The organism is Bifidobacterium moukalabense DSM 27321, from assembly GCF_000522505.1.
GTDB classification, from domain to species: domain Bacteria; phylum Actinomycetota; class Actinomycetes; order Actinomycetales; family Bifidobacteriaceae; genus Bifidobacterium; species Bifidobacterium moukalabense.
The window spans coordinates 288,050-301,777 of record NZ_AZMV01000007.1 but is presented as its reverse complement, the minus strand read 5'-3'; the positions used below and the strand labels follow the sequence as shown (position 1 = coordinate 301,777).

The 13,728-nt window shown below is 62.9% G+C and carries 9 protein-coding genes; 4 read left to right on the top strand and 5 right to left on the bottom strand.

Annotated features, from left to right (window positions below; translation table 11 throughout):
* Nucleotides 1–101: 101 nt before the first annotated feature.
* Nucleotides 102–704: a recombination mediator RecR gene (gene recR, locus BMOU_RS07525; protein ID WP_034876356.1), complete on the bottom strand. Its 603-nt coding sequence runs from the start codon at nt 702–704 to the stop codon at nt 102–104.
* A 30-nt stretch (nt 705–734) separates the two neighbouring features.
* A complete protein-coding gene (gene dnaX / locus BMOU_RS07520) occupies nt 735–3,293 on the bottom strand; it encodes a DNA polymerase III subunit gamma/tau (RefSeq protein ID WP_034876354.1) in 2,559 nt (852 codons plus the stop codon).
* 182 nt (nt 3,294–3,475) lie between these two features.
* Between dnaX and BMOU_RS07515 the strand changes: the two genes are divergently transcribed.
* From BMOU_RS07515 to BMOU_RS07500, 4 genes are all read left to right on the top strand, one after another.
* Entirely contained in the window at nt 3,476–5,803 is a 2,328-nt protein-coding gene (locus BMOU_RS07515; protein WP_235143749.1) for an alpha-galactosidase, read from the top strand.
* 126 nt (nt 5,804–5,929) lie between these two features.
* The gene (locus tag BMOU_RS07510) at nt 5,930–6,838 is read left to right on the top strand and encodes an AraC family transcriptional regulator (RefSeq protein ID WP_051428944.1); all 909 of its coding nucleotides are present in this window, start codon (nt 5,930–5,932) and stop codon (nt 6,836–6,838) included.
* A gap of 171 nt (nt 6,839–7,009) precedes the next feature.
* The gene (locus tag BMOU_RS07505; RefSeq protein WP_034876352.1) at nt 7,010–7,609 is read left to right on the top strand and encodes a TetR/AcrR family transcriptional regulator; all 600 of its coding nucleotides are present in this window, start codon (nt 7,010–7,012) and stop codon (nt 7,607–7,609) included.
* Between the two features lie 38 nt (nt 7,610–7,647).
* Entirely contained in the window at nt 7,648–8,649 is a 1,002-nt protein-coding gene (locus BMOU_RS07500; RefSeq protein WP_034876350.1) for a DUF5692 family protein, read from the top strand.
* Between the two features lie 95 nt (nt 8,650–8,744).
* On the opposite strand, the gene BMOU_RS07495 is transcribed toward BMOU_RS07500, so the two are convergent.
* From BMOU_RS07495 to BMOU_RS07485, 3 genes are all read right to left on the bottom strand, one after another.
* Nucleotides 8,745–10,073, bottom strand: a complete 1,329-nt coding sequence (locus BMOU_RS07495) for an MFS transporter (RefSeq protein WP_051428943.1) — start codon at nt 10,071–10,073, stop codon at nt 8,745–8,747.
* Between the two features lie 102 nt (nt 10,074–10,175).
* A complete protein-coding gene (locus tag BMOU_RS07490) occupies nt 10,176–10,628 on the bottom strand; it encodes a hypothetical protein (protein ID WP_034876348.1) in 453 nt (150 codons plus the stop codon).
* A gap of 27 nt (nt 10,629–10,655) precedes the next feature.
* A complete protein-coding gene (locus BMOU_RS07485) occupies nt 10,656–13,694 on the bottom strand; it encodes a beta-glucosidase (protein WP_200864832.1) in 3,039 nt (1,012 codons plus the stop codon).
* Nucleotides 13,695–13,728: the final 34 nt, after the last annotated feature.

The window sequence follows — 13,728 nt, the reverse complement described above, 5'->3', positions numbered from 1 at the left end:
TTTGTCAAGCCCCTCCACGCCCAGCATGCGGAATTCCGGGGGCTCCCTGAACGGTCCCCTTCCGGTCCGTATTTCGCCTTCACCAAGGGTGACGCGCGGTATCAGACGTTACGGCGGCCCGCAAGGGCGCGCCCCAGGGTGATTTCGTCGGCGTACTCGAGATCGCCGCCCACCGGCAGGCCGCTGGCCAGACGCGTCACCTTGATGTCGGTCTGCGAAAGCAGCTGCGCAAGGAAGCTGGTGGTGGCCTCGCCCTCCACATTCGGATTGAGCGCGAGGATCACCTCCTTGACTTCGCTGTCCTTCAACCGTTCGATGAGCTTGGCGATGTTCAGGTCGCCCGGCTGCACGTTCGCCATCGGATTGATCGCCCCGCCGAGCACATGGTACAGTCCGCGGTATTCGCGCGTGCGTTCGACGCTCATCACGTCCTTCGGCTCCTCCACCACACAGATCACACCGTGGTCGCGACGAGGATCCACACACACCGGGCAGGGGCTGGTTTCGCACACGTTGCCGCAGATCTCGCAGAACCGCACCTTCTCCTTGACTTCGGTGATGGCGTCGATCAGACCCTGCGATTCCTCGTCGGAGGCGTTGAGCATGTAGAAGGCGATGCGCTGCGCGCCTTTCGGCCCGATGCCGGGCAGATGCGCGAACGCGTCGATGAGGCGCTGGATGGCGCCGTCATAGGCCAATGCCATGAAAATCGTTACCTTTCAGTGGTTGTGTGACTAGTCGTCAAGGCTTTTCTTCGTCTGCATGTTACGTGGGTTCTTCGGATCGTCCGCCGTGAAGTCCTCGATCTTCTTGACTTCGAAGATACGGCTCAGCTCGTCCACGCTCAGTGCGGTCGCAGTGCCCAATGACTCGTCGTTCATCGAATATTCGTCATCTTCCGCGGCGACCTGCGGCTTCACCGGTTCCGGAGTGGCGAACCGCTGATTCCACGGATCGTCGGCGGACGGTGCGGCTTGCGCGGCCGCTTCATGGCGTGGATCGCGATGCTGTCGCGCCGGCTGCGGTCGGGATGGCTGGGATTGAGATTGCTGCGACGATTCGGCCGCACCCCACGGATCCTCCTGCGCCGGCTGCGGCAACGGCTGGTTCCACGGATCATCGTCATCCCGTGACTGCGGCGCAGGTGCCGGCGAGGCCCATGGATCCACGTCGTCGCTGATATCCGGCACGGCGACATGCTTCCGGTGCTGTTCCGGAGCCTTCACATCGTTGACGTTCGCCGCTGCCGCAGGCTGCGCGGGCGTACCCCACGGATCGGCGTCGGCCGCTGTGTCGGACTGCGCCGGAATGCCCCATGGATCGGCGTCCGCCGAAGCGCCGGCGGAATCGCCTCGGTGAGTCTCTCCGTCCGCGGGATCCGCGGCGGGTTCGGTCTTTTCGCCGCCTTCCGGCTCCTTGCCGGAGGCGGGATCGGATCCCAGATTCTGCGTCAGCAGGGTCGCGGTCTTGAGCTGTTCCTGCACGAGCTGCGCATTGATCTTGCGCTGCTCTTCGGGGCTGAGCCTGCTCCACGGCACGGCCACTTCCCCGTCGGCCAGCTTCTTGGCCGGCGCAAGCGTGACGTTGGGTCCGAACACCTTGCGCACTTCGGCGCGCACGATGCCCACCACGTTGTTGGTGCCGTCCACCGATTCGGAGGCGACGGCCTTGGCGAAGGCGTACTTGCTCAGGGACCTGTCGAATTTGATCCACAGTTTGGGGCCGCCTTGGGCCTGCTCTTCGAGCATGATGCGCGGCACCTTCTCACGATTGATGTACCGCCGCACATCATCCGGCAGGCCTGCCACCAGGGCGTCCCACTTCTGATCGGGCGTGCGATCGTCGGCTGCCTGTCGGGGCGCAGCCGTTTGCGATTGCGCCACGCCTTCCTGCGATCCCCCGTCTGCCAGCGGCGCGTTCATGGCCTGCTCGAAGGCGGCCATGGTGGACGCCATGTCGGAAGTCACGGCATCCGCAGGGCTCTTCGGTGCCGTGGAAGCCTGCACGGCTTGCTGGGGCGCACTTTGCGCAGGCTGGGATGGTTGTGAGGATGGTGCCGGACGATGGCGCGATCCGGCCATACCGCGCCGTGCGGAGCCGCCGGACGGCTGCGCCGTGTCGGAGGATTCGGCGATCGGCATGCCCGCATTGGCTGCGGAATCATCGCCCGGACCGGCCATACCGTTGCGTTCACGCCCGGCCAGCAGACGCGCGGCCAACAGTTCCAGACGCATACGCGGCGAAATGGCCCCGGTCATGCCGCCCAATGTGGCGTTGATGGTGTCGGCCATCGTCGTCAGCGCGGCCAGGCCCAACGCGGAGGCCTGACGGCGCAGATCGCCCATGTCTTCGGCTGCGGAGTCGTCGGAGAGCACGCTTTCCGCACGCTCCCCGCCCAACGTGAGCACCAGCAGGTCACGTACACGGGCGAGTAGATCCTCAACGAAACGACGGGGATCGAATCCTCCGACCACGACCTTCTGCACCACGCCATACAATGCTTCGCCGTTCCTGTCGATCACGGCGTCAACCGCCTCGCCGATCAGCGCCTCCGGCGTGAAGCCGAGCAGCGCCACGGCGGAATCGTAGGGAATCACACCATCCACGGAGCCGACCATGAGCTGGTCGAGCACGGACAGCGTATCGCGTACGGAGCCGCCGCCGGCACGCATGGCCAATCGCAGCACGCCCGGTTCGGCCTCGATATGCTCGTCGCCGCAGATTCGCTCCAGATAGGGACCCATGACCTCCTGCGGCACCAGGCGGAACGGATAGTGGTGGGTGCGCGAGCGGATGGTGCCGATCACCTTATCGGGCTCGGTGGTGGCGAAGATGAACATGACGTGCTCCGGCGGCTCCTCCACGATTTTGAGCAGCGCGTTGAAGCCTTGCGGCGTGACCATGTGGGCCTCGTCGAGGATGAAGATCTTGTATCGGTCGCGGGCCGGGGCGAAGCCGGCGCGCTCGCGCAGTTCGCGGGCGTCGTCCACGCCGTTGTGCGAGGCCGCGTCGATTTCGACCACGTCGATGGAACCGGGGCCGCCGGTGGCCAGATCGCGGCAGCTCTCGCATTCGCCGCACGGATGCGAGGTCGGTCCCTTGGCGCAGTTCACGCAGCGGGCCAGGATACGCGCGGATGAGGTCTTGCCGCAGCCGCGCGGTCCGGAGAAAAGGTAGGCGTGCGTCAGCTTGCCTTCGTCAAGCGCGCGCATAAGCGGAACGGTGACCTGATCCTGCCCGATCACCCCGTCGAACGTATCGGGGCGATATCTTCTGTACAGTGCCAATGCCATAGCAACATCCTTCCGCGTAATGCCACTAGGCTACCGATTTCTTACGACACGATACGCCCCGGGCACAGTCCGTTTTCCAACCGTCACGCTCGACTCGCGGGACGCCCGGCACCAACGTGACGCACCCCGCCACAAATCGTCATGGACAGCGCACAAACCGCCGGTTTTCGGCACGGCATCGCATGCGCGAACCGCCTACACTTGGCCTCCGACCGACCATCAGCAACCAGACCAGCGAGGCCATCATGACCGACGACACCGCCGCCATCATCGTGCACGAGAGCAGCCGGCAGTTCCACCTGACCAACGGGCGGATCAGCTACATCTTCCACGCCGACGGGCAGGGCAAACTCATCAACCTGCATTTCGGCGCGGCCGTACCGGATCGCGAGGATTTCAGCTATCTGACGGAGGTGACGCATTCGCCCACCACCACATGCCGCATTCCCGGGAACCTCACCTACACGCTGGAAAGGATGCGTCAGGAATTCCCCGAATACGGCGGCGGCGACTATCGGCGGCCGGCGCTGGAGGTCCGGCAGGGCAACGGATCGACCCTCACCGACCTGACGTACGGGGGCGGCTATCGCATCATCGCCGGCAAACCGCGTCTTACGGGACTGCCGGCGACGTACGTGGAGCATAACGACGAGGCGGCCACGCTGGAAATCGACCTCATCGACCGACCGACGGGCCTTACGGTGACCCTGCAGTACGCGGTCTTCCGCAATCAGCCGGTCATCGCACGCAGCGTGCGTGTGACGAACGGCGGAAGCGAGCCGGTCAGTCTCGAACGCGTGATGAGCCTCAACCTCGACCTGCCCGACCGCGACTACACGATGACCGAATTCGCCGGCGCGTGGGCCCGCGAGCGCCATCCGCACACGCAGCCGTTGCACTACGGCGTGCAGCAGATCGAATCATTGCGTAATGCGAGCGGGCATTTTCTCAACCCGTGCGCGGTGTTCGCGCGCCCGGCCACCACGGAGGCGCAGGGCGAGGCGATCGGCGTGGCCTTCGAATATTCGGGAAATTTCGACCTGCACGCCGAGGTGGATACGTTCGATGTGACGCGTGTGCAGGTGGGCATCAACGATTTCGGCTTCGCCTGGCGGCTTGCGCCGGGTGAGACGTTCCAGTCGCCGGAGGCGCTGCTCGCGTTCTCATCGGAAGGCCTGACCGGCCTGAGCCACGCCTTTCACCGCATGGTGTCGGAGCATATCGTGCGCGGGCCCTGGAAGCGACGCGAGCGGCCGATACTCATCAACAATTGGGAGGCGACGTATTTCGATTTCGACGAGGACAGGCTGGTCGGCATCGCACGGACCGCACGGGATGCCGGCATCGAACTGTTCGTGTTGGATGACGGCTGGTTCGGCGCACGCAACGACGACACCGCAGGGCTTGGCGATTGGCGGCCGAACCCGCGGCGTCTGCCGAACGGACTGGCCTCGCTGGCCCGCCGCGTCAACGATCTGGGCATGCGCTTCGGTCTGTGGTTCGAGCCGGAGGCGGTGAACGCGGATTCCGACCTGTACCGTGCGCACCCGGATTGGGCGATTCGCACCCCCGGCCGCACGCCCAGCCATGGCCGTAACGAGTATCTGCTGAATTTTGCGGATCGTGCGGTGGTCGACAATATCTTCGAGCAGATGAGCGCATTGCTGCATTCCGCGAACATCTCATACATCAAGTGGGATATGAACCGTTTCGTATCGGAGGGCTACGACCTGTCCCGCGGCGCGGAGCATCAGGGCGAGGCGTGTCATCGCTACATTCTGGGCGTCTACGACCTGCTGGAGCGGCTGCTCGCCGCCTTCCCGGAGCTCATCATCGAAGGCTGCGCGTCGGGTGGCGGACGGTTCGACATGGGCATGCTGTTCTATACGCCGCAAATCTGGTGCTCGGACGATTCGGACGCCATCGAACGGCTGAAGATCCAGTACGGTACGAGCATGTTCTACCCGCTGGGCACGATGGGCGCGCATGTGTCGATCACGCCGAACCATCAGACGCTGCGTTCGGCGCCGCTTGCCACGCGCGCGAACGTCGCCGCATTCGGCACGTTCGGTTATGAGCTTGATCTGGGGCGGCTGTCGGCCGCCGAACTGTATGAGGTGCGCAGGCAGGTCGCATGGTTCAAGCGGTACCGCGACCTCTTGCATACCGGCGATTTCTACCGATTGGTCGCGCCATACGGCAACGAGAGGGCCGCCTGGATGGTGGTTTCCCGCGACCGCCATACCGCAATCGTCGGCGATTACCGTCTGCTGATCACGCCGAACGGTGCGTTCACAAGGCTTGCGTTGCGCGGACTGGACGCGGCACTGACGTACAGGGTGGATTGCACCGGCGCCTCCGGCATCGCCGGCAGGTCGTTCACCGGCGCCGAGCTCATGCGCATCGGCATGGTCGATTCCGATGCCTCCTGCGGGCAGATGGACGACGTGAACCCGCTGGGCGTCACCACCGATTTTTCGTCACGGCTGTTCGTGCTGACCGCCGATTGAACATTGCGTCGTCCGCCGGCCGGCGGACGGCCGTACGGTCCCATACGCCCGGCCCCATACACGCCTATACTGTCTTCAAACAGCCGGGAATCCGGCGGACGGCGAATCGAGACGCGGGGAGGCGACATGGAGCACGCACGGGTCTACACGCTGCCATCCGTCTCCCCGTTCGCCTCGGGCCGTACGGAACCTCCCACGCCGGCGAACGGCGTATCGTTCGCGTTCTGCGGCATCTCGCAGACGGAGCCGGGCCACGACGTGGGCCCGGCGATGCGCAACCGCACCATCATCCATCTGGTGGTGTCCGGCGGCGGCGAACTGCACAGCCAAGGCGCGGTGTTCCGCCTGAAAGCCAACGACGGGTTCATCATCCGACCGGATTCGCCGGTCACCTATCAGGCGTGCGCGACCGATCCCTGGACCTACCTGTGGCTGGGGCTGGGCGGCACCGACGTGCAGCGGTGCCTGGCGGGAATCGGCCTGCCCTACGACCGCAACGCGTTCCACATAGGCGACGTCTCGGCGTTCCTTGCGCTGATCCGATCCTGCTTCGCCTACACGTCCGGCAGCTTCGCCGACGGCATCAAGCTCAACGCCATCGCCCTGGACTTCCTGCATCGTCTGGCGCTCGCCGTCGCGGCGGCGGATGGCGCCGCGGCCCACGCACGATTCGATGGCACTGGTGCCGGCGATGCGCTTGCCGGCGCGGCCGCGCGATACATCACCGAGCATTATGCCGAGCCCATCAACGTAGGCCGCGTGGCCGAGGCACTGCACACCGACCGCAGCCATCTGTCCCGCCGTTTCAAGGCGGCGACCGGCCTGACGTTGAAGGACTACCTCGACGACATCCGCATCGCCAGGGCCTGCGACCTGCTGGGCATGACCGATATGGAGGTGGCGCAGGTGGCGCGCGCCTGCGGCTTTTCCAGTCTCGAGGTCTTCTCACGCAAGTTCAAGATGGTGAGGTCGGTTTCGCCGGCCCGTTTCAGAAGCGGGCAAGACACGCCGATGGATGCCGCAAGGCCTTGGTAACCGACGGTTGCGTAACCTGTTGTCTATCGATAACCGCCATATGATCGGCACCGACCCACCTCGGTTTGACACTGTGTCAACATCGGGATTAGACTTGGTCCCGTCAAAAAAATTGACAGAGTGTCAACGTGTCGCATCGGCGAGACCGCCACTCAACGTGAGGAGAGCGCAATGAACGGACAGAATCCGGCTTCCGTTGCAACGACAGGAGACGCACGCCGCGCGCAGATCGTGCATGCGGCACGCGAAATCTGCCTGGAGAAAGGCTTCTCGAAGATCACCGTCAGCGACATCGCCGGTCGCGTCGGCATGACCAGATCGCTCTTCTATCACTATTTCCAAGACAAGGACCAAGTCGCCGACGCCGTACTGGACGACGTCATCGACGAGGTCATCACCATTTTGGAAGAGTGGAATCGCAACCGCGAAGTAGGCAACATCTCGAAAGCACTCGACGACGTGGTGCGCCTGACGCGTGGCCTCATCAACGATGAGGGACCGTTCAGCCAGCGCATGATCGCGGACGGCAACGCGGAACTGTACATCAAGTTCATCGACCGCGCCGCCGACCGCATCGCCGAATACATCTGCGCCTCAACCGTCCGTGATTTCGAACGGCTGCACGGCATGCCGATCCGCAATGAGCATGAGACCTTCTACACGCTGATCGTCGGCCTGATCTCACTGATCAGGCTGCATCCCGACACCGATGACACCGTAGTCAGACAGGTTGCGGCGCAGACGCTGCACCTGGACCCGTACATTGAGTGAGCGGGGCTCACGCATGTACCCGAGTGAAAGGAAGAGCGATGTTGTTCCAAGTCTATGGCGACACCGCCGTATATCAGTGGATCGGCTGGATCCTTGTCTTCTGCTGCCTGATCGGAGCCAATGAACTGGCCCGCCGCACCAAAACCGGCGGCATTGTGGCATTCCTGGTCGTTCCCGCGATCCTGACCGTCTATTTCATCACCATCTACGTGGCCGCGGCGGCCGGTGCCGAATGGGCGCTGACCAACCCGACCTACGTGCATATGACCAGCTGGTTCCATTATGCGAAACTGTATGCGGCGACCGCGGGATGCATCGGCTTCATGGCCCTCAAGTACAAGTGGGGCGCAATCGGCAAGTCCGAATGGTTCAAGTGCTTCCCGTTCGTAATCGTGGCCATCAACATCCTGATCGCCGTGGTTTCCGACTTCGAATCCGCGATTCGCGCATGGGGCACCACCTGGGTCTCCACCGAAGGCGTGACGCTCATGGGCGGCTGGCACAACGTGTTCAACGGCGTGGCGGGTCTGATCAACATCGCCTGCATGACCGGCTGGTTCGGCATCTACGTGTCGAAGAAGAGGCAGGACATGCTCTGGCCCGACATGACGTGGGTGTTCATCGTGGCCTACGACCTGTGGAACTTCTGCTACACCTACAACTGCCTGCCCACCCACGCATGGTACTGCGGCCTGGCGCTGCTGCTCGCCCCGACCGTGGCGAACTTCTTCTGGAACAAGGGCGGCTGGATTCAGAACCGCGCCAATACGCTGGCCATCTGGTGCATGTTCGCGCAGGTGTTCCCCGCCTTCCAGGATGAGTCCAGGTTCGCCGTGCAGTCGGTGAACAACCCGAACGTGAACCTGACCGTGTCGGTCATCGCGCTTGCGGCGAACGTGCTCGCCTTCGGCTACATCATGTACCGCGCGAAGAAGCAGCATGTGAACCCGTGGCTGCAGGAGGTGTTCACGGGCACCAAGGACTTCGAGCAGGCCATGGCCCGTCGCGAGGATCTGACGCGTGAGGATCTGGCGGCCTAGGCGCACGCGGTCCCATCGCATCTGCACGATTCCATTCCCGATGATTGACGGGGGTCGGTACGCGGCGAACATCGCGTACCGGCCCTCACGATATGTCAGCCCTCCAGACCGTCCATGCGGCCGCGCCGCCATGCAGCCATGCCGTCACGCAGCGGGCGCACCGCGCAAGACTCCCCTTTGGAGCGAAGCCGGAGGAACAGACATCCCGCAGCGACGAACACAACGGTCACGCCAACAAAGCACCACAGGGTCACGCCAATGACCCCGGGCACCATCAATGCGGGCGCCACGAAGGCGAACAGGCCGCACAGGAATCGCGAGAATCCCAGAATGCAACCCTGCGCCGAGGCACGGGACCGCTCCGGAAAGGTCTCCTGCACCCACACCTTGCACATGGCCTCGCCAGCCAGCGGAAGACCCACATACATGATGGCCGTCGCCACGACGATAACCCACAGCGAGCCACCGCCGGCGGCCATCAACATCATGGCCGCGATGGCGACCGCCCCTCCGATCACGAACAACGGACTGCGCCATTTCGTGTTGATCGTTGCGGATACCAGCAGATTAGCCAGGAACATCACCACATAAAGCACGATTCCCAGACCGGTGGCCAGACTCTGCGAGGCATTCGCATTGACCAGCATGAACGTCTGGAACTGCCCCCAGGTGTTGGCCACGAGGTTCCAGAATACGTAGAACACCAGCAATACGGCGAACGGATGCCTCAGGAACCTGTCCTGCATGATGCCCGGCAGCCCGCCGTCGGCACGATCGTCTCGGGCCTGTCCGGCATCCGCGCCTTCGGCATCTCCCAACGATTCCGAAACGGCATGCAGGCAGGCGAATTCCTTGGAATTCATGCGCCACAGCAGCAGGCCAAACGCAACCAGCGCAAGTATGAGGAACAGCACACGACCGCCGAAAGCGCCCTCGAAGCCGGAGACCGCGAACGCGATCAGCGCCGACCCAAGCATGCCCAGCTGCCAGCCAAGCTGCGTGACCGTCACCAATTTCGACCCTGATTCGCGATCCTGAGCGTCACGCGACATCACCGACAACGACACCGGCAGATCCACACCGGTACCGAATCCCGCCAACAGCACGCCAACGAGCAGCATCCAAAAATCGAAGGCGAACGCGCACAGCAAGAATCCGCAGGCCGTGGCCGCGCCGATCCGATTGAACACCCTCGTCATGCCGAACCTGCCGCACATCGCACCGGTGGCGACGGAGCCGATTGCAATCGCAAAGTTCAGCACCGCGCTCAACGCACCAACTTGCGTGTTGGACAGGCCGAAGCCCACCTGCCACATCGTGATGGTGGTGGACAATCCAACGATCGCGGATGAGCCGAGGAACGATCCCAGACCGCCGCACAGTCCCAGATTCCCCAATGCCCGTCGTGTACGCATATCAGCCATCACACCTCTCCTCTCACAGCAAACGTCGCCATGCCTAAGGAGGTCAGGCATGGCCGACGGCATTTCGCGGGAGCGGGAAGGGGCATCCCCGCGCCCGCCCGATCAGGCCTTCCGCTTCCGGCACATGCCGAAATACGAGGCGATGATGCTCAGCACCGTTGCGGTGGCCATGGCGGCCACGCCAACGATGACGCTTTGCAGATCAGCCGTCGACTGCGCGTTCTGCGCAAAACTGATCACACTGGCCACCGTGTTCACCCGATCGCAGATGAACACCGCGGTGGAGCACATCAGCAGCACTGACGTGATCACGCAGCAGATGTCGGCAACGGTCGACGACACCGGATTGGTCAACTTGGGCTGTTCCAACGCCACACGTACGACCATCAGCGCGATCGCCACGACCGAGCCGGCGATGGTGAGCCGGTTCAGCGCGATATTGCCGAAAGTCGCGGTATGGCTGTTGATGAAGTAGAAGACCAGCCCGACGATCGCCGCGACGGCGGCCAGTATTGTGACGTAGAAGCCAAACGCTTGTCTTTTCATGAAGCTCATTGCGGTTCTCCTTAGCTAGCTTCGATCTCACTGACGTTCGGAACGCCCGCGACGCGATACCACGTACATGACGGCGCCCAGGAGGGTCAGCAATCCTGTCACCACGCTGACCCCGGTCAGCGCGTTGTCATACCACGTGCGCACATGTTCGATGCGTGTGGTGGAGTTCAGGCCGTCCACGGCATTGGAATTGGCGTACGCGTAGTTCTGCCACTTCATGTTCTGATGCAGGGCCTTCATCAGCTTGGTGTCCTGCCGAACGTTGTCGACGGTCCAGTAGGGCCACAGCTTGGCCACCGCATCCATGCTGTCGTCTCCGGTGGAGGTGAGCATGGTGACGCCGTTATAGGCCGCCGCACGCAGGTTCTGGTATTCGTTGTCCATGATGAAGTCTTCGGACAGGATGCCCTTGAAGCCCCATTCGTTGCGCAGGATGCCGAGCATGAGACCGGTGGACGCGTTGGTGCTGGTCACGCCGATGCGGTTGTAGCCGCTCATCATGCCCAGGGTTCCGGCGTCCTCGACCGGGCTCTGGTGGGCGCGGAGCTCTCCCTCACGGGCCTTCTGCTCGGTCATGAATGTGGCCACGCCGGTCCGGTTGATTTCCGTATCGTTGAAGGCGTAGTGCTTCGGAGCCAGAATGCAGCCGTACGCCTTGGCGCCCGAAATCGAGGCGGCCGCCTGGAAACCGGTGAGGACCGGGTCCTCGGAATAGTATTCGTGGTTACGGGCGTTGTACGCGGTGCGGTGCAGGTTGGTGCCCACGCCCCACAGAATCGTGGTGTTCGCCCAAATCGAATAGTTTCCGATGGCCTTGCCCCACTCTTCGGCAAGATCCTTGCTGAAGGTCTGCCCGAGCACGGTCTCGCTGGCCATCACACCCATCGAGTAGCTCAGGTTCTTGTCGTCGGCATCAACGGCATACGGGTCGCCGGAGGACTTGTCGGTGTTGGCGTACTGGCCGAGCGTGTAGGAGGCGAATCCGTTGGGGCCATCGTTCTGGATGACTTCGGGAGAGGTGATCGATTCGATGGCCTTGGTGGACGTGCCGCCGAACGCGGTGCGGATCAGGGCCTCCGAAAGATCCATCTGGTTGATGAGGTCGTCCCAGCGCGAGTCGTCGATATCGACGCCCTTCAGCGTGGCGAGGTTCAGATCGCCGTCGGCTCCCCACGTAACGGAGGAGGTGTCGCCGTTGGACGTGATCTCATAGGTGTCGTTGGTGAGCCCGCCCTTGAGCATCTCGTCGGTGGCGGTCAGATCCTTATAGGTCTTCGGCCAGGTCCCCTGCCAGTCGGAACGGCTCAGATAGGTCACGGTGTCCGGCATCCACGTGTTCAAATCGGCGTCCTGAAGCTGGTTCTCCACCTTGGTGCCGTTCTTGGTGACGGCGAATGTGGTGGAGTCAAGCCCGTCCAGGGTCCAGGAGGCCGTGTTGTCGGCATTGCCGTCCGTGGATGCGCCCTGCCTGGCAAGCACGTTGTTCGCGGCATCATGCGCGTTGTCGGCGATGGTGAAGACATACTCGCCGGCATCGAGAATGTAGGTGCCTTTGGTGCCCTTGGAGTTCTCGGCGGTGGAGTCCCAGCTCGCCATGTACTGCGCGTCCGCGGTGATGGTCAGGGTCTGCGATTCGCCGGGCTTGAGTTCCTTGGTCTTGGCATAGTCAAGCAGCTGCACCGCGGGCTTCTCCACATCGTGGCTCTTGTCGTAATCGGTGTACGGCACGTTGTCGTACAGCTGCACGACGCTCTTGCCCGAGACGTCGCCCGTATTGGTGACCGTCACCTTCGCCGTGACGGTCTTGGCGGCCAGGTCGACATCCACCGAATCGAGTTTCTGGCTGAACGTGGTGTAGCTCAGACCGTAGCCGAACGGATAGGTCACCTCATTGCCGTAGTTCCACGAGCCGCCATCGGTGCTTCCCACGGTGGAGGAGGCGTTGCCCTGGCCGAGCCGCTCATCGAAGTATCGGGTCTCGTAATACTTGTAGCCGGTGTAGATGCCTTCCGCCTGAACGATCTCAGAGTTTATCGTATGCGCGGTGTCCGCATTGGTCCACTCATAGTCGCCGTAGTTGTTGACGGCCGGAGAGCTGGCGTTGTTCGACACCCAGGTGTCGGACAGATGGCCGGACGGATTGGCGTCTCCGGAAAGCAGGTCCGCCACACCGTAGAAACCGTATGCTCCAGGCAGGCCGATCTGCATGATGGCGTCGACGCCGGCATTGTCGGCGACTTCCTGGATCTGCATGGTGTTGGCGCTGTTGATCAGCACGATCACCTTGCCTCCGTTGGACTTCTTGGCCTGCACCGCGGCATCGATCAGAGCGCGCTCGTTATCGGTAAGGCCCAGCGGATCGCTTTGCCCGTCCTGGCCGTCGACCCCGTCCTGGCCCGGCATATAGGCGCGGTTCTCGCCGGATGCGCGGGCGATGGTCACGATCATCACGTTGTTGTCGTTCAGGCTGCTCTTCCAATCCGAGCTCGCCTTGTTCATCTGATCCTGGGACGGCTCTTTTCCGGAGAACTTCTCGCCGATCATCGGGGCGGTGATGCGGTTGACCGTGGTCTTTTGGCCGAAGTTGTTGATTTCCGTGGAGAAATCGTCCTTCATCGACTCATACAGGCTCTGCAGGGTCTCGTTGATGGAGAAGCCCTTCTCCTTGAACGCGGTGACCATATCCACGGTATCGGCGTCGGTTCCCTCGTTCTGGCTGACGACGGAACCCATGTCGCCTCCCTGCACCGGGTAGTAGCTGGAGAAGCCGAGCAGGCTGACCCTCTTGGTCTCATCCCCGCCCAGTGGAAGGGCGCCGTCGTTCTTCAACAGCACGGAGCCCTCCTCGCTGACCCGCTCGCCCAAATCGCGGATCGACTGCACCAGTTCCGTGGTGTTGGAATAATCGGACTTGTAGGTGTACGTCTCGCCGGCGTCCACGCCTTCATCCGACACGAACCTGGTGCTGGTGGTACCTAGGAACTTGTTGATGTCGGTGCGGAAACCCTGCACGGCGCTCGTTGCCGTCAGCGACAGTGCCAACAGCGCGGCGAATGTGGTCGTCACACCTCGCCATACCCGAGAACTCGGATTTCTTTTC

What these genes read in the sequence shown, in the direction of transcription:
- recR (WP_034876356.1), bottom strand. Translation starts at nt 704, where the DNA reads ATGGCATTGGCCTATGACGGCGCCATCCAGCGCCTCATCGACGCGTTC.
- dnaX (WP_034876354.1), bottom strand. Translation starts at nt 3,293, where the DNA reads ATGGCATTGGCACTGTACAGAAGATATCGCCCCGATACGTTCGACGGG.
- BMOU_RS07515 (WP_235143749.1), top strand. Translation starts at nt 3,476, where the DNA reads ATGCGCGAACCGCCTACACTTGGCCTCCGACCGACCATCAGCAACCAG.
- BMOU_RS07510 (WP_051428944.1), top strand. Translation starts at nt 5,930, where the DNA reads ATGGAGCACGCACGGGTCTACACGCTGCCATCCGTCTCCCCGTTCGCC.
- BMOU_RS07505 (WP_034876352.1), top strand. Translation starts at nt 7,010, where the DNA reads ATGAACGGACAGAATCCGGCTTCCGTTGCAACGACAGGAGACGCACGC.
- BMOU_RS07500 (WP_034876350.1), top strand. Translation starts at nt 7,648, where the DNA reads ATGTTGTTCCAAGTCTATGGCGACACCGCCGTATATCAGTGGATCGGC.
- BMOU_RS07495 (WP_051428943.1), bottom strand. Translation starts at nt 10,073, where the DNA reads ATGGCTGATATGCGTACACGACGGGCATTGGGGAATCTGGGACTGTGC.
- BMOU_RS07490 (WP_034876348.1), bottom strand. Translation starts at nt 10,628, where the DNA reads ATGAGCTTCATGAAAAGACAAGCGTTTGGCTTCTACGTCACAATACTG.